The organism is Brevibacterium linens (assembly GCF_003999335.1).
In the GTDB taxonomy this organism is placed as follows: domain Bacteria; phylum Actinomycetota; class Actinomycetes; order Actinomycetales; family Brevibacteriaceae; genus Brevibacterium; species Brevibacterium linens.
In genome coordinates this window covers 3,312,532-3,328,626 of sequence record NZ_CP026734.1, presented here as the reverse complement: position 1 = coordinate 3,328,626, position 16,095 = coordinate 3,312,532, and the positions used below count along the sequence as shown (strand labels likewise).

Annotated in this window: 16 protein-coding genes; 11 read left to right on the top strand and 5 right to left on the bottom strand. The window is 65.6% G+C overall.

Annotation, left to right across the window (positions count from 1 at the left end; translation table 11 throughout):
* Positions 1-24: 24 nt before the first annotated feature.
* The 3 genes from CXR29_RS15075 (at position 25) to CXR29_RS15065 (ending at position 4,524) form a co-directional block, all read left to right on the top strand.
* Complete coding sequence (locus CXR29_RS15075) at positions 25-2,334, top strand: MMPL family transporter (protein WP_127364981.1); 2,310 nt, start codon at positions 25-27, stop codon at positions 2,332-2,334.
* Between the two features lie 205 nt (positions 2,335-2,539).
* Complete coding sequence (locus CXR29_RS15070; protein ID WP_241241487.1) at positions 2,540-3,907, top strand: sensor histidine kinase; 1,368 nt, start codon at positions 2,540-2,542, stop codon at positions 3,905-3,907.
* The gene (locus tag CXR29_RS15065) at positions 3,904-4,524 is read left to right on the top strand and encodes a response regulator (RefSeq protein ID WP_101554544.1); all 621 of its coding nucleotides are present in this window, start codon (positions 3,904-3,906) and stop codon (positions 4,522-4,524) included. Before CXR29_RS15070 ends, CXR29_RS15065 begins: the two co-directional genes overlap by 4 nt.
* A gap of 121 nt (positions 4,525-4,645) precedes the next feature.
* On the opposite strand, the gene CXR29_RS15060 is transcribed toward CXR29_RS15065, so the two are convergent.
* Both CXR29_RS15060 and CXR29_RS15055 read right to left on the bottom strand, forming a co-directional pair.
* Positions 4,646-5,107: a VOC family protein gene (locus tag CXR29_RS15060; RefSeq protein ID WP_127364980.1), complete on the bottom strand. Its 462-nt coding sequence runs from the start codon at positions 5,105-5,107 to the stop codon at positions 4,646-4,648.
* The gene (locus tag CXR29_RS15055; protein ID WP_127364979.1) at positions 5,097-5,513 is read right to left on the bottom strand and encodes a hypothetical protein; all 417 of its coding nucleotides are present in this window, start codon (positions 5,511-5,513) and stop codon (positions 5,097-5,099) included. Before CXR29_RS15055 ends, CXR29_RS15060 begins: the two co-directional genes overlap by 11 nt.
* Positions 5,514-5,827: 314 nt before the next feature.
* On the opposite strand from CXR29_RS15055, the gene CXR29_RS15050 reads away from it, so the two are divergent.
* From CXR29_RS15050 to gap, 4 genes are all read left to right on the top strand, one after another.
* A complete protein-coding gene (locus CXR29_RS15050) occupies positions 5,828-7,795 on the top strand; it encodes a serine hydrolase domain-containing protein (RefSeq protein WP_127364978.1) in 1,968 nt (655 codons plus the stop codon).
* Positions 7,796-7,971: 176 nt separating this feature from the next.
* Entirely contained in the window at positions 7,972-8,313 is a 342-nt protein-coding gene (locus CXR29_RS15045) for a carboxymuconolactone decarboxylase family protein (protein WP_101554588.1), read from the top strand.
* A gap of 44 nt (positions 8,314-8,357) precedes the next feature.
* Entirely contained in the window at positions 8,358-9,455 is a 1,098-nt protein-coding gene (locus CXR29_RS15040) for a GlxA family transcriptional regulator (RefSeq protein ID WP_127364977.1), read from the top strand.
* 236 nt (positions 9,456-9,691) lie between these two features.
* A complete protein-coding gene (gene gap / locus CXR29_RS15035) occupies positions 9,692-10,687 on the top strand; it encodes a type I glyceraldehyde-3-phosphate dehydrogenase (protein WP_127364976.1) in 996 nt (331 codons plus the stop codon).
* A gap of 213 nt (positions 10,688-10,900) precedes the next feature.
* Here gap and CXR29_RS15030 read toward each other — a convergent pair whose 3' ends face one another.
* On the bottom strand, positions 10,901-11,218 hold the full coding sequence (locus CXR29_RS15030; RefSeq protein WP_180956951.1) for an XRE family transcriptional regulator: 318 nt from the start codon (positions 11,216-11,218) through the stop codon (positions 10,901-10,903).
* A 203-nt stretch (positions 11,219-11,421) separates the two neighbouring features.
* Between CXR29_RS15030 and CXR29_RS15025 the strand changes: the two genes are divergently transcribed.
* Positions 11,422-12,219: a hypothetical protein gene (locus CXR29_RS15025; protein ID WP_127364975.1), complete on the top strand. Its 798-nt coding sequence runs from the start codon at positions 11,422-11,424 to the stop codon at positions 12,217-12,219.
* Positions 12,220-12,243: 24 nt separating this feature from the next.
* Here the strand turns inward: CXR29_RS15025 and CXR29_RS15020 are convergent, their stop codons facing one another.
* Both CXR29_RS15020 and CXR29_RS15015 read right to left on the bottom strand, forming a co-directional pair.
* Positions 12,244-14,211 carry a bifunctional sugar phosphate isomerase/epimerase/4-hydroxyphenylpyruvate dioxygenase family protein gene (locus CXR29_RS15020; protein WP_101554551.1) on the bottom strand — a complete coding sequence of 656 codons (1,968 nt, stop codon included), beginning with the start codon at positions 14,209-14,211 and terminating at the stop codon, positions 12,244-12,246.
* Positions 14,208-14,582, bottom strand: a complete 375-nt coding sequence (locus CXR29_RS15015; RefSeq protein WP_241241486.1) for an MFS transporter — start codon at positions 14,580-14,582, stop codon at positions 14,208-14,210. The genes CXR29_RS15020 and CXR29_RS15015 overlap by 4 nt, the downstream gene beginning before the upstream one ends.
* Before the next feature lie 33 nt (positions 14,583-14,615).
* Here CXR29_RS15015 and CXR29_RS15010 point away from each other — a divergent pair, with 33 nt between their 5' ends.
* Genes CXR29_RS15010 through CXR29_RS15000 form a run of 3 tightly spaced genes read left to right on the top strand, consistent with a single transcriptional unit; the run spans position 14,616 to position 16,092 of the window.
* Complete coding sequence (locus CXR29_RS15010) at positions 14,616-14,762, top strand: hypothetical protein (protein ID WP_206516228.1); 147 nt, start codon at positions 14,616-14,618, stop codon at positions 14,760-14,762.
* On the top strand, positions 14,759-15,235 hold the full coding sequence (gene aroQ, locus CXR29_RS15005) for a type II 3-dehydroquinate dehydratase (protein ID WP_241241485.1): 477 nt from the start codon (positions 14,759-14,761) through the stop codon (positions 15,233-15,235). The genes CXR29_RS15010 and aroQ overlap by 4 nt, the downstream gene beginning before the upstream one ends.
* Positions 15,232-16,092, top strand: a complete 861-nt coding sequence (locus tag CXR29_RS15000; protein WP_127364974.1) for a shikimate dehydrogenase — start codon at positions 15,232-15,234, stop codon at positions 16,090-16,092. The genes aroQ and CXR29_RS15000 overlap by 4 nt, the downstream gene beginning before the upstream one ends.
* Positions 16,093-16,095: the final 3 nt, after the last annotated feature.

The following is a 16,095-nucleotide window of genomic DNA, read 5'->3' as shown; positions in this document are numbered from 1 at the left end:
TCCTGAGATTGATGGACTGGAGTCATGAACTCACCACTGGCGAAAACCGCACATACGCTGACATCGAAGCGCGGTTCGTGGCTCGTCCTCGGCGGGGTCGTCGTCCTCGTCGCTCTGCTCTTCGGACTCCTGTCCGGGGCAGGGGAGGACCGACCCAGCGAAACCGCTCCGGCCGACTCCGAATCCACTCAAGCACATCAGATCCTCGACAAGTTCCCCGAGGCGGACAAACAGTCCGTCATGGTCGTGGCGTCGAACGAGGACGGATCGGAACTCTCCGCCGACGACCAGGCCGAGCTGGAGAAGCTCGGCGGCTCGCTCGGCGATTCCGGCGGCGATGAATCCACTGCGGCCGTGACCGGGCCGATCCTCAGCGACGACAGACAGGCCGCGCTGCTCATGGTGCCCATCACGGTGGGCCTGACGAACTCCGACACAGCCGATACCGTCGACGAGCTGCGCACCGCCATCGCCGACGACCCGACCGCCCAGTCGCTCACCGACGACGGTATGTCTCTGCTGGTCACGGGCGGTCCCGCGATCGGTGCCGATATCGCCTCGGCGTTCAACGGTGCGGACTTCACCCTGCTCATCGTCACCATCGTCATCGTCGCCCTGCTGCTCATCATCACCTACCGCTCGCCGGTCCTGTGGCTGCTGCCGCTCATCGTCATCGGCACCGCCGACGGACTCGCCTCGACCGTGACCGCGGCCGTGGGCGACTTGCTCGACCTGCAGTTCGATGCGGGCATCATCAGCGTCCTCGTCTTCGGCGCGGGAGCGAACTACGCACTGCTGTTCATCTCCCGATACCGCGAGGAGCTGCGCCGAATCGCCGACCACCGCACCGCCCTCGCCGAGGCCTGGACCCACACCGCGTCGACGATCCTCGCCTCGAACCTCACCGTCGTCCTGTCCCTGCTCAGCCTCGTCTTCGCGATCATCCCCGGCACCCGCGGACTGGGCATCACAGCGGCAGTGGGCCTGCTCATCTCCGCAGCCGCCGTCCTCTTCGCGCTGCCGCCCGTGCTCGCGATCTGCGGCAAGACGATGTTCTGGCCCTTCATCCCGAAGGCAGAAGCGACCGCGGATGAAGAGCTCACCCCCGCCGAGGCGGCCGCCGCCACTCGTGCCACCGCACCTGCGAGTGCGGCCAAACCTTCGATCTGGCGCACGATCGCCACTCGGGTGGTGCGCAGACCGGGGCTCCACCTCGGTGCCGGGATCGTCATCCTCGGTGTCTTGGCCACCGGTTTTATCGGATCGTCGATCGGTCTCGATCAGACCGAGAAGTTCCGGGTCCAGTCCGAATCGGCGCAGGGACTCGACGTCCTCGCTGACCATTTCCCACCCGGGGAATCCCAGCCGATCTGGATCGTCGCCGATACCGACCATGCGGATGACGTCGTCGATTCGGTCAGCGATATGGACGGCGTCGTGCGCGCCTCGGCGATCGAGGAAACGACAATCGACGGCACCTCAGTCACGAAGATCATGGTCACCGGAGAGCTCGAACCCGACAGCGCGAAGGGACTCGAGCTCGTCGAGGACATCCGCACCGATGTCCACGCCATCGACGGAGCGAACGCCCAGGTGGGTGGTGCCGCGGCCACGGAGCTCGACGCCCGCGACGGTAACCGGACGGACTTCGTCACGATCGTTCCGATGGTGCTGGCGATCAGCTTCATCATCCTGCTCGGCATCCTCCGCGCACCGATCGCAGCGTTCACTCTGTTGCTCGTCAACGTGGTGTCCTCGGCGGCGGCGATCGGACTCGGTGCGTTCCTGTCACGGACGATCTTCGGCCAGTCCGCGCTCGATGCTCAGGTGCCGATCCTCGCGTTCCTCTTCCTCGTGGCGCTCGGCATCGACTATTCGATCTTCCTCGCCCACCGCGCGAAGAAGGAGTCCGTCCTCCACGGCGGACGCCAGGGAATGGTCGAAGCCGTCGCGCACACCGGTGGAGTCATCACCAGCGCCGGCATCGTCCTGGCCGGAGTGTTCGCGGCACTGGGCATGCTGCCGCTGATGGTCCTCGGCCAGCTCGGCCTCATCGTCGGAGTCGGCGTGCTCGTCGACACGATCATCGTCCGCACCGTCATCGTGCCCTCGATCTTCGGGCTCGTGGGCGACAAGATGTGGTGGCCGAACAAGGTGATCACTCATTTCGATGAGGGTGGTGCTGATGGTGGGACCGGTGGCGCTGTCCGCGCTGCCGGTTCCGGTCAGGCGGACGACGCCGACGATTCCGCCGTCGACTCGGTGCCGACTCACCTGCTCGCCGAGCAGGAGCACGTAAACAGTGGTTCCGGCTCACACCACGGTCGGCACTGAGCTCGCGGGCCGAGCCTCGATCACATGTCAATGTGACTTGCCGGGCCCGGGTGGAGGGGAGACTCATCGCCCGGGCCCGGCTCGCCTGAGCCGCACCGCCGGCGGAGGCCCGGCCTACGCACCACTTCGTCGCCCGGCGTGCCACCGACCGCGGGCATTCACACGACTTCGCCACCGGGATGTGGTTGAGTTGGCAGGGAGAATCGTGAGTACGGAACAACGTACGCAACAGCATCGCCTCGGCACCAACGCCTACGAGGCGGATCTGCAGGAAGGTGGCAGCGTGGGCGCACGCAAGTGGACGGAACGCACGATGGAGATCGGCCAGCATGCCATCGCGCTCGTCCTCATGCTCATCTCCTGCATCCGCGCGATCACCACCGGCGCCCCGATGCTCGCCGCGATCGCAGTGAGCATCGTCTTCCTCGCCTGGTACGCCCTGGGCGCGGTCCGCGCCGCCCGAACCGGTGCGCTGGTGCTGGCGAAATGGTGGCTCATCGTCCTCGCCGCAGCGTGGCTGTGCACCCTGCTCGTCTCCGCCGAGTTCATCTGGGTCGCCTTCCTCCTCTGGCTGCTCGCCGGCCACCTCTTCTCCCTGCGCATCGCCATCGTCTTCACTGCCCTGACCTATATCGCGACCATCGTCGCGCCGCTGGCCCACTATGGTCAGGTGCTCCCGCCGAGCATCATCGGCTCCCTCATCGGTGCCGTTTTCGCCCTCGGGCTCTCCCGCGGCTACATCGAACTCCTCCGTGAAGGTCGTCGCCGGGAGGAGCTGCTGCGCTCCCTCGAACTCGCCCACCAGAACCTGCTCGACCTCCAGGACGAACTCGCCCTGACTCAGCGGCATGCCGGCGAGATCCAGGAGCGGACCCGCGTCTCCCGCGACATCCACGACACGATCGCGCAGTCGATCTCGTCGATCCGCCTCATCGCCCACGCCGAGGCGGAGCGCACCACCGATGACCACGCCGGGCAGGTCCTCGCCCAAGTCGAGGGCCTCGCCGCGCAGAGCTCCCGCGACGTCCGCCGCATCATCGCCGCTCTCGCCCCGGCCGAACTCGAGGACGGTGCGCTGACTGCGGCGATCCGCCGGCTGCTCGCCCGCCTCGAGGCGGACAGCTCGATCACGGGCCGGCTCGACGTCGACGAGACCCTGCCGACCCTGTCCGCCGAGGTGGAGGTGGCGCTGCTGCGTACCGCGCAATCGGCTCTGGCCAACGTTCGCCAGCATTCGCAGGCCACACGAGTGATGGTCAGCCTCATGGACCTCGACGGGGCGATCAGAATGGACATCGTCGACGACGGGGTCGGAATGGCCGATCCGCACAACCGACAGCGGAACCCCGATTCGGGATTCGGCCTCGACTTCATCGGCTCGAGGATGCGCGAACTCGGCGGGGAACTCGTCATCGAGTCGAGCCCGGGCTCCGGGTTCGCGATCTCCGCGACCCTGCCCAGCCAATCCCAGCTGCACACTCGGGGTGCGGGGCTCAACCCCGCCGTCGAGGGCACGGATGCGGACTCGGACCGCCGCCTCGGCGAGGGTGAGGGCACAGGAGAGAACGCATGAGCATTCGAGTCATCCTCGTCGACGACCACCCGGTCGTGCGGGCCGGTCTGAAGTCCGTCATCGACGCTCCGGACCACATCGCTGTGATCGGCGAGGCCGGCAGCGGAGAGGAAGCGCTGATGATCGTCGACGAACTCGACCCCGACGTCGTCCTGTGCGACCTGCGGCTGGGGGAGGGGATCGACGGCATCGAGGTGACGAAGCGGTTGCGCGCGAAGTCGAACCCGCCGGCGGTGCTCATCCTCACCACCTTCGACCTCGACTCGGAGATCATCGCCGCGATCAACGCCGGGGCCTCGGGGTACCTGCTCAAGGACATCGACCCGGGGGACATCTCGACGGCGATCGAGAAGGCGGCGAAGGGGGAGACCTATATGCCTCCGGAGATCTCGTCGAAGGTCTTCGCCGCGATGCGCAATCCCAGCCCGAAACTCACCCGGCGTGAGCGTGACGTCGTGAAACTGCTGGCCACGGGAGCGTCGAACGCGCAGATCGCTCAGGAGCTCTTCGTCACCGAGGCGACGGTGAAGAGTCACCTCGTCAATGTGTTCACGAAGCTCGGCGTGGATTCCCGTGCCCGCGCCATCCGCGTCGCCGAGGACCAGGGGCTGGTGTAGAGGCCGCGCCTCTCGCGGTCTCCGCCGAGAAACGGGCTGAGTGTCGAAAAACGGGTGTGCACATGCGTTTCTCGACACTCAGCCCGTTTCTCGGCGATTCTCACGCGCCGGCCGAGCTCGCTTACTCGTTCGCGAACCGGGTGAACTGCGCTTCATACTTGACCGAGGTGCCTCTGTACTCCTGTTGCTGCCCACTCGGCACCAGGTCTTGGTAGTAGCCGAGTCGGTTGTCCCAAGGATCTGTGAAGTCAACAAAAGCGACGTCACCAGGCAGCTGTGACGGTTCGGACCGTTCTATCCCGGAGGAATCGAGAAACGACAACGCCTCGGCCAGATCGAGAACGCGAAAGCGGACTCGGTTGAGCAATGGGGATGCTGGGTCCTTCCCTGACACCTGAAACCAGCATTCTTGACCGGGGATCGGAGCCCATTCGAAGAAGTCGTCGTGCGGCTCGAACTTCGGCTCGCGACCGGACAGCGAGCTGGAGAACGATCGCGCTGCGGCGGTCTCGTCGGTCGGCACGTAGACCTGCAACGTGAAACCCGTAGTCTTCACAGCAGAAACTCCCGCATCATTTCCCATGGCTCTTGCCCTCCTCGCAATCAGCTGTCTCGTGCGGGTCTCCGAACCACGCGCGCGGAACGCTGTCCTCCAGCTTCGTCAGATCGAGGTAGCGGAGAACGGTACCCTCTCGGCTCAATGCGGCATAATTGCCGACCGGCACCACTACTGGCGAAATGATCCAAGAAGAAGAGTCATCCAGGCCGAACCATGTCACATCGTCGACCAGCAGCACCGGACCGGGCCCGAGTGCACGTTCAGCCGGATCGTCTTCGACCATCACGCAGGCGCGGTCGTTGACTCCTAACAACGCAGTCCGCGGATCGGGCCGCCAATAGACGTGGAGCCCGCCCGCCACGTGGGCGGAGACTGCTCCGGCGAGATCATCTGTGGGGACCATGGTGAATGCGTGCGCGAGTATCGTCATACTCAGCTCTCATTCTGTTGAGCATCGAATCGGCATTGATGTCGCGGTTCTGACAGTCAGTGTACTTCGAGGCTATCTGTCAGGAGGTTATCTGCCCGGTTCCGAACCCAACTGTCAGGTGAATAACTGATTGGTAATGATTCGTGGCATCGTAGCTGGTGACGGCTTCAGGATGCCGGCGTGAGTCGAGTGATCTCGCCCGGACCCGCTTCTTTCGGCTACGGAGTCTCACCTCGTACCGGTAGTGTGTTCCCTGCGCAACGGGACAGCCCGAGCGCGCGCAGGATCATTCGGATCGAGACAGCGGAGGTGACATGGCAGGCGAAGACGAGACTCTTCCGCCCCGCCCGGCGGCCCCTCCGAACCGTCGCATCGGCGCCCTGTCCGGCAACACCAAGGGCATTTCCACCACTGCAGATACCTCCGCCGAGGCGGCGCCGGACGTATCGACGAACGCGAACTCCGACCAGAATCCCGACCCTCGGTCCGCACCAGCCGGACCGTCGGAGGAGAACGCCGCAGCCGCCTCGGCGCCGGACATCACCCTCCCGCATGTCGGGGAACTCGAATCGGCGAGTGACGACGCCATCGTCGACCCCTCGGAAGCGGTGCTCGAGAGCATCGACCTCGACACCTGGAAGTGGCCCGAGTTCTTCGCCTTCGCGCTCACCCGCATGCAGGAGATCTTCCCGACCGGCGGCATCCCGCGCGGCATCGGGCCTGTGCGCGAATACGTGACCGGTGACAACGACTTCCGCCCGCTGACCATCGACCGCGAGAAGTGGCCGGCGATCGACGAGGACTGGACCACCGTCGGCGACGTCCTGGCCAACACCCACACCGACGCCTGGCTCGTCACCCGAGGCGGGGTGGCGCTGGTCGAGGAATACGCGTGGCCGATGAAGCCGGCCCGCCAGCACATGCTCTTCTCCGTGAGCAAGTCCATCGTCGCCACCGTCATCGGAGCGCTCGCCGACGCCGGACTCCTGCGCACGACCGATCTCGTCACCACGCATGTGCCCGCACTCGCCAAGAGCGGATACGTGGGAGCGACGATCCGTGACCTGCTCGACATGCGCTCGGGCATCAAGTTCTCCGAGGAATACCTCAAGGAGGGCTCCGAGATCCGAGCCCTGTTCGAAGCGGTCGATTTCGCGCCGCGGACGGCCACCTCGGCGAAGGGGATCAAGAATTTCCTCACCCGGCTGACCAGCGACCGCGAACACGGATCGGCGTTCGTCTACCGCAGCTGCGAGACCGACGTGCTCGCCTGGATCGCCGAGGCGGTCACCGGGCAGCCGTTCTCCATCGTCGCCAGCGAATACGTGTGGTCGCGCATCGGCGCCGCCCATGCCGCCCAGGTCTGTCAGGACCGGTGGGGCGGGTCGATCGCCGACGGTGCCATCAGCGCCACCCTGCGCGACCTCGCCCGCTTCGGCGAGATGATCGCCCGCGGCGGCACCACTGACAACGGCGAACGGGTGCTGTCATCCGAATGGGTCGACGACGTCTTCACCGGTACCGAGGACTCGGCGAAGATCTTCGCCGCGTCCCCGTCGGGGCGCTCCTATCCGGGCGGCATGTACCGCAGCCAGTTCTGGCTGCCTTCGGCCAGCCGAGACGTCGTCATCGGCATCGGCATCCACAGCCAGATGCTCTACATCGACCGCGCCACGCAGACCGTCGGAGTCAAACTCTCGAGCGACCCCGAGCCGGTGAGCCTGGCCGCCCAGCACGGCACCCTGGCCATGTTCGAAGCCATCGCCGAGGCGGTCCCGACCACCGGTCGGACGCCTGCCGATCCTGCCCCCACCGAGGCGGCTGCCCGGAATGCTGCACAAAGTGCCTCGCCTGTGGTGCCGACAGCAGCTGCTTCCGCCAGACCGACAGCGGCCGCTTCCGCCGACCCGAGCATCGGCAGTCCCGAGGCCGAGAGCGCAGAGGCCCTGGCCGCGGAGGCCGGCCCGGCCGCCGTAGCACCGGCCGACGCTGTGGCGGCAGCCGCGACATCCGTCGAATCGGTTCCTGCGGACACCCTGCCCGCACCGGCAGAGGCCGCACCGGTGGCACCGGCTCCCGCAGACCCGGCTCCGGCAGCCCCTGCCGCTGCAGACCCTGCATCTGGAGACCCTGCATCGGCAGCGCCCGTGCCTCCGGCGAGTGATTCCGCGCCTCCCGCCGCCGCACCTCCTGAGGCCACGACTTCCGCGGCCGCGCCCCAGACACCACCTCTGCCAGGAACTCAGGCGGCTCCTCTCGTCGGCCAGAACACTCTCTACTGAGTCCACGCGATTCGAGTGCCTCCTGCGGGTGGATCCGCCTCGAAACAGCGTGCGGAATCGAGGCGGATCCAGCCGCAGGAGACATTCCGCGTCACCATATGACGAAACAGGTGCGACCGGAGAACGGGATCGGTAGCGTGTGGAACGGAACGACGCCGATCACAGGAGGCAACACGATGTCAGACTTCTTCGACCGCGAGACCGACGGCAAGTACGACAGGGCCTACAAAGAGACCACTCCCGACATTCTCAAGGCCTTCGGCGAGTTCAACAACGCCGTCTTCGCTTCCGAAGGTCGTGAGATCCCGCTGAAGTACCGTGAACTGATCGCCTACGCCGTCGGCTTGACCACCCAGTGCGCCTACTGCATCGATGCGCATTCGAATGCCGCCGTCAAAGCCGGTGCCACGGAGACCGAGCTGGCCGAGACCGCCTGGACCGCCTCGGCGATCCGCGCCGGCGGAGCCTTCACCCACGGTCGTCTGGGCTTCAAGCTCACCGGAGTCCACGAGCACTGAGTCCGCCCCGGGACGAGCCCTGATCGCTAAACTGAGAGGCGATCATGAGTGACGAGCCCCGCACCCTTCCGCGCAGAACACCCCGTTCCCGCCCGCACCGCATCCTCGTGCTGGCGTTGGACGGGGTGTCTGCTATGGATCTCGGCGTCCCCGTCCAGGTCTTCGGGCGCGAGTCGAACGCCGCCACCGACCGCACCCGCACCGAGGCGGCTCCGCGCTCCCAGCCGAACCCGAGCGGTGAGGCGGCTTCCGCCGTCCCCGGTGCACGAACGACGACCGTGCCCGCGGGCAGCTGGCCCTATGAGGTCGAGGTCTGCGGCATCACCGCAGGCAAAGTGGTTGGATCGGACGGCCTTGACTATTCCGTCGATCGAGGTCTCGAAGCGTTGGAGACCGCGGACACGGTCATCCTGCCCGGCGCCACCTCGGCCGTGGCAGACGAACCACCCGCTTCGGTCATCGGGGCCCTGCTCTCGGCGTTCGAGCGCGGCGCGCGGATCGCCGCGATCTCCACCGGCACGTTCGTCCTCGCGCGCACGGGGCTGCTCGTCGGGCGACGCGCCACCACGCACTGGTCGACGGCGAAAGAGCTTGCTCGACGGTTCCCCTCGATCAAGGTCGACGAGAACGTCCTCTTCATCGACGAAGGACAGCTGCTGACCTCGGCCGGAGCCGCCTCGGCGATCGATCTCTGCCTCCATCTCATCCGCAGCGACCACGGGGTCGGCCTGTCCAATCAGGTCGCCCGACGCCTGGTCGCCGCCGCCTACCGCAGCGCGGGCCAGGCACAGTACGTGCCGCGCAGCGTGCCCGACCCTCTCGGCGACGACTTCGCCGATACCCGCGAATGGGCGCTTCAGCACATCGGCGAGAAGATCACCTTGCGGGATCTCGCCGCCCATGCCGGAGTCTCCGTGCGCACCTTCTCTCGCCGCTTCGTCGAAGACACCGGCTACACCCCGATGCAGTGGGTTCTCAGGGCCCGAGTCGATGTCGCCCGAGAGCTGCTGGAGAATTCCGACCTGGGCATCGAGCAGATCGCTGACCAGGTGGGACTCGGGACGGGGGCGAATCTGCGGATGCACTTCCAACGCATCCTCTCGACCTCACCGAACGACTACCGCCACTCCTTTCAGGGTTGAAAAGGCACTCTTCCCAGGGCTGAGTACAGGCCGCTTCCAGTGGTGAGGGCTGGGCGCTTTTCGGTGCATTCCAGCGACCCGGATCACACGTCAACGGCCATGGCCAGAAACTTTCGGCATCTGGCAATACGACTGGCGAAAACCTTGCGCAGATTGACTGTCTGGCCACTGTTGTCACGCGTGGAAGTCGCCCATGATGGAGATATCAAGACGAATCCCGTGTAAAAGGAGTGACATTGACTCGCATCGCCATCAATGGTTTCGGTCGCATCGGACGCAGCACCCTGCGGGCCCTGATCGAGCGCGGCAGCGAGCTCGAGATCGTGGCCATCAACGACCTCGGCGCCGTCGACGATCTCGCTCGGCTGCTGAAGTTCGACACCACCCTCGGACGCTTCAATCACGACGTCGAGGCCACCGAGGATTCCCTCATCATCGACGGCAAGACCATCAAAGTCTTCGCCGAGAAGGATCCGGCCAAGCTGCCCTGGGGCGAGCTCGGCATCGACATCGCCCTCGAATCGACCGGCCGCTTCACCAAGGCCGACAAGGCCAGCGCCCACATCACTGCCGGCGCGAAGAAGGTCCTCGTCTCCGCTCCCTCGAAGGGTGCCGACGTCACCCTCGCCTATGGTGTGAACAGCGAGGCGTACAAGCCCGAGCACACCGTCATCTCCAACGCCTCGTGCACGACGAACGCCCTGGCTCCGCTGGCCAAGGTCCTCGATGACCTCGCCGGAATCGAGCAGGGCTTCATGACCACCGTCCACGCCTACACCGGTGACCAGATGGTTCAGGACGGCCCGCACAAGGATCCCCGTCGTGCCCGTGCCGCTGCCGAGAACATCATCCCCACTTCGACGGGTGCGGCCAAGGCCATCGGCCTCGTCCTCCCGCAGCTCGACGGAAAGCTGTCCGGCGACGCCATCCGCGTTCCCGTTCCGGTCGGCTCGATCGTCGAGATCAACACGACCGTGTCCCGCGAGGTCACCCGCGACGAGGTGCTCGACGCCTACAAGAAGGCGTCGGAGGGCGAACTCAAAGGCATCCTCGAGTACGAGGACGAGCCCATCGTCTCCTCCGATATCGTCGGTCAGCCCGCTTCGTCGATCTTCGACTCCGCGCTCACCCGCGTCGTCGGCAACCACGTCAAGGTCGTTGCCTGGTACGACAACGAGTGGGGCTTCTCCAATCGTGTCGTCGACAACCTCGAGTTCATCGGCAAGAACTGACGTTCTCCGCTGATGTTTCCCGGCGCTCGTCGCCGGCGACATTTTCGGCACCGAGGTGGTCCCTCGGAGTCAACGGATGCACCTGTGGCCTCGAATCCGCTCAATGCGGATTCGAGGCCACAGCCTTGTGATGACTCAGCCGCCCTTGTGATGACTCAGCCGCCGGATCTTCACTGACGACGCCTGGTCGCTCGGCATCCTTTAGCGGAGGGCTCAGACGTCATCGGAGCCGGGGGTGCCGCCTTCGTCTTCCCAGCGTTCGATCGCGCGGACTTTTGCGCGGCTGAACTTCAGACGGACGCCGTAGCCACCCTCTGCGCCGTCGGGAATGAACCGTGCACCATACTCCTCGAGGGCGAGGATGAGGCGACGTTCCTGCTCGGCGGTGATGTCCGCGATTCCCTTTTCGTAGTCCTTGAGTTCGGACTTCTTGATCTCAGCCTTGTCTGCCACATGCTTGGCTGACACCTGGCAGAGGATCCGCGATGCGCGTGCCAGGGGACCGTCGATGATGATCTCTGCTGTGCTCATGGCTCCACCATGCCAGAGCCCACCATCCCTGCCAAGGCCAGTCGCCTGAGACATTTCGCAGGTGGGAGCGGATTATATATATGTTCGATTCATGACCGAGCATGTTGTGTCAGTGCCGGTGTCTAGTGTTCTCCTCAAGCTTCCGACATCGGAGTCGGCGGCATCGCGTCGCAAGGTGCGGCGCATGACGGAAGGTCAGAACAATGATGATCACGACCAACAGCGTCGCTCGATTGGCGCAGAGGTGCGGAGAGTTCCTCGGCGACTTCGGTCAGGCGATGACACCGAGCTACCCGAGTAGCCTCGCTCTGTGCATTCTTGACGCGATCTATTCGACGGGCTCCCACCCGACAGCGGTGGATAACATCGTCGCCCGGTACATCGCCCGACACGGGAGCAGTGACGGTGCGAAATCGCTTCGCTATTCGATCGCCGCGGCTGGAGGGGCGGACGTATGGGCGCGGGAGGTGATCTGCAACCTCAAACCGGCCAGTACCCGCCCCGGGGCAGTTCTCAAGGCTGAGGTCGTCGACAGCGCCGTCCGAGTCATGGCCGACCATGGAATCGATGATGTCGGTGATCTGCGGGAGGCGGTCGGTGAGGGAGTCGGCAGCATTGCGTTCTCCAGCGACGTGTCGAAGGGGTGGCGAGCTCTGCCCAGCCAGAGCTCGGGCATCACCTGGCTCCACCTGTTGATGCTCGCCGGGTCCACCCATTTCGAAGTCGACCACAAGGTGGTCGGATACCTCGCCGAGGTGGCCGACCCCGCAGCCGATCTCACCGTCGACTACGTGCACGCTGAGATCGACGCGGTCGCCCGCGTGCTCGATGCCGAGGTGCCGACCGTCGAAAGGATCGTGTGGCAGGCCTCACACGGTCGCATCCTCTCACAGCTCAAGGACGAGGACCTGCTACCGGTCAGCGGTCCAGTTGAAGGGCCTGAGACGTCCAGTGCGGTCTGGGAGTTCTGTCCGGAACCGCTGGTGAGCAGACCCGTCTGAACCGTGTCGAGCGGTGCGCTCGGCTCAACTCTCCGTATTGCGCCGGTGCTGAGCGGCCAGCCGCACCGGCGCGTTCGGGGCACCGTAGCCCTGGTAATCTCCTCGGCGCTCAACCATCTCGAAGAAGACCGAACCGATCGTCGACGTATAGAAATGGAGGAACTCGCCCCGGTCGTCACGGTCGTAGAGGATATTGTGCTCACGCAGCCGGCCAAGCAGCTCAGGTTCGAGGTCGAAGCGCGCGGCAAGGTCCTCATAGTAGTTCTGCGGCACTGCCAGGAACTTCAAACCACGAGCGACCGCGGCCATTGCGGCAGTGAAGATGTCATCGCAGACGATAGCCACATGCTCCGGGTAGGTCTCTGCGGGTGAGCCGGCGCCTCGGCTCAGTGGGTTGGGGCTGTGGTCGGGAGAGACGTTGAGCGGCATCCTCACTGCCCCATCGGCACTCGACATCACTTGGGAGCGCACAAGACCGGAGGGGCTCGGCACGTCCTGGGACGGCAGAGCGGTCAGGGCGAGCAGGGAGGTGTAGAAAAGCACTGCTTCGTCGTAGTGATGAGCAGGCTGAGCGAGGTTGATGTGGTCGATCGCCGACTGCCGCTCGTCCGGGACGGTGCCGAATTCGTCGGTCCACTGCGGATCCACGCCGTTTCCGTCACCGAAGAAGACCTCCGATCCGTCGGGCGCGAAGACTCCACGCAGCACCTCTTCGTCGTGTGCCTGATCGCGGGGGACTTCGGTAGCCGAGAGCAAGAGCGCACGTTCCATTGCGGCGTCGGCATCGTCGACGGCGAAGCCGATGCCGCGCAGGAATGTTCCGGATCCGGGGGAGTCTGCTGCCACGGCGGCGGCTTCGTCAGCCGGGTCGGTGCTGTCGATGGTCACGGCGGTGGATTCGTCGTGCCGACTGGTGGGTTCGGTGACGACGATTCGAGCCTGACCGCGTCGCCACAGCTGCACATGCGGTTTCGTGCGATGGAAGCCGACGAACCGGAAGCCGAGCTGGTGGAGCTGCCGGGTGAGCGCGCCCAGATCATCGGTGCTCAGTTCGACGTAGTCGATGCCGCGAGGCTCCGAGACCTGGGGCAGAGGGCGCAGACTCAGCCGCGCGCGATTGCTTTCCGGCCCAGCACCGGGCGCCTCGGCCTCACCAGCGGCAGATGCCTTGGCCCCACTGGCAGCCGACACGTTGGCTTCGAGCCACCGCAGGGAACGCAGTCCGTCGACAGCGGTGCGCTGAGTGTCGGCCTGCCGGAAGGAATCGTTGAAGACCTCGAGCGACACCGGTCCGGCATAACCGGTCCCAGCGACGCGAGCGAGGAAGTCGGTGAGATCCCACGAGCCTTCGCCGGGGAAGACTCGGTGGTGACGGGACCAGCTGAGCACGTCCATCGACAGGGCCGGGGCATCGGCGAGCTGGAGGAAGAAGATCTTCTCTCCCGGGATCTCGGCGATGCGTGACAGGTCCGTGTCACGGGAGAGGATGTGGAAGCTGTCCAGGCAGGTGCCGATGCGCGGATGATCGGCGGCCTTGACGAGGTCCCAGGCGCGATCGTATTCGGAGACGAACCGCCCCCAGGCCAGCGCCTCGTAGGCGACGTCGATGCCGTATCTCTCGGCCAGATCGCCGAGGCGGCGCAGCTGATCGACGACGACCTGATCATCGTCGACGGTTGCGGTGGCGACGTTCGAGCACAGCAGCATCGTGGTCATGCCGAGCCGCTTCATCAGCTGGAACTTCGCCTCGGCGCGGGCCAGGTTGGCGGCGAACAGCTCGTCCTCGACGCCTTCGAAATCGCGGAAGGGCTGATAGAGATCAAGACTCAACCCGAGTTCTGCAGCCAGTCCGGCGATCACCTCGGGGGAACTGGGCGAGACGATGAGATCCTGCTCGAAGATCTCGACTCCGTCGAACCCGGCCGTCGCGGCAGCCTGCAGCTTCTCCTCAAGCGTGCCGGACAGACACACGGTGGCAATCGAGGTTCTCATCGTGACCTTTCCTCGTGGACGACATCGATCTCTTCCAGACTCAGTCCCTTCGTCTCCTTCGCCGTCATGGCGACCAGGCCGACGACGATGCAGACACCCGCGGTGAATGCGGCCCCCGAGACCCAATTCTCTCCTCCGGCGCCGGCGACAGCGGACGCGAGGACCGGAGCCAGACCGCCGGAGACCGCGAAGCCGACCTGAGTGCCCAGGGCCAGACCTGTCACGCGTGCCGTCGTCGGGAACATCTCGGCGTAGAACGAGGGCCAGATGGAGTTGGCCAGCGAGTACGCACAGCCGGACATGATGGCGCCGAAGACGAAAATGAGCGGCCAGTTCCCGGCCGAAACCGCACCCAGGTACGGGAACATCATCAGACCCGACCCGACGGCCCCGGTGCCCTGGCCGTGCCCGTCTTCGACCTCGACGGCACACTGTTGGCCTCGCTCGCTCTCGCCGCACCGGTCTTCCGCAGCAGCCTCGACGCGCTCATCGAATTCGTTCCCCAGTTGACCGAGACCGCGACATCCATCGCCGCCCGATTCCCGAGGTGACCATCGTCGAACCGCACACCGAGCCCGAGATCCTCATCCTCAACGGCCCCAATCTCAACCTCCTCGGCGAGCGCGAACCGGAGATCTACGGCCGCACCACCTTGGCCGATATCGAGGCCATGTGCGCCGACACCGCCGCCGAGGCGGGGCTGAGCGTCCGCTGCATCCAGTCCAACCATGAGGGCGGGCTCATCGACGCCGTCCACGACGCCCGGCACTCCACGGTCGGCGCGGTCATCAACGCCGGAGCGTACACGCACACCTCCCTGGCCCTGCACGATGCGCTCAAATCCTACGACCACCCGATCATCGAGGTGCACCTGAGCAACCCGCATGCCCGGGAGGCCGTGCGCCACCATTCCTACCTCTCACCCGTGGCCGCGGCCGTCATCGCCGGAGCCGGCGCACAAGGCTACGTCCACGCGGGCGAGATCCTCATCGACCTCCTCACGAATGCGAAAGCGAAACTATGACCTCATCCCTCCTCCTCGGCCTCATCGGCGACGGCATCTCCGCCTCCCGCACCCCGCGGATGCACGAGAACGAAGGCGCCGCGCACTCCATCCCCACGATCTACCGCACCATCGACATCAGCAGCCCCCGCCTCGCCGAGGCGACGCTGACGGAGCTGCTCACCGCAGCGGTCCGGCTCGGCTTCGACGGACTCAACATCACCCACCCGTTCAAGCAGCAGGTCATCGGCCTCCTCGATGAGGTCGATCCGGTGGCTGCGCGCATCAACTCGGTCAACACCGTCGTCATCGGCGATGGCGGACGAACGACCGGATACAACACCGACGTCACCGGTTTCTCCGCCGGATTCCGTGCCGGACTGGACGGTGCCGCCACCGAGGCGGTCGTGCAGATCGGTGCGGGCGGTGCCGGCCGTGCGGTCGGATTCGCTCTTGCCGAACTCGGGATCGGCGACCTCATCATCGCCGACACCGATGTGCGGCGTGCCGAAGGACTCGCCGCGGACATCGTCGAAACGTCATCGGTCGGGACCCGGGCGCGAGCGATCGGGCTCGATGAGCTGGACGGGGCGGCCGCCTCGGCGCAGGGGATCGTCAATGCCACCCCGATGGGGATGAAGGCGTACCCGGGAACTCCGGTCGACACCTCGGTGTTCGGGTCGGAGACCTGGGTGGCCGACGTCGTGTACTTCCCGCTCGAGACGCAGCTGCTCGCCGAAGCCAGGGCCAAGGGGTGCCGCATGCTCGACGGATCGGGGATGGCGGTCAATCAGGCCATCGACGCGTTCGAGCTCTTCAGCGGCCGGAAGGCGAACCCCCAGCGTATGCGCGAGACTTTCCTGTCCTTCGGAGCCTGATGC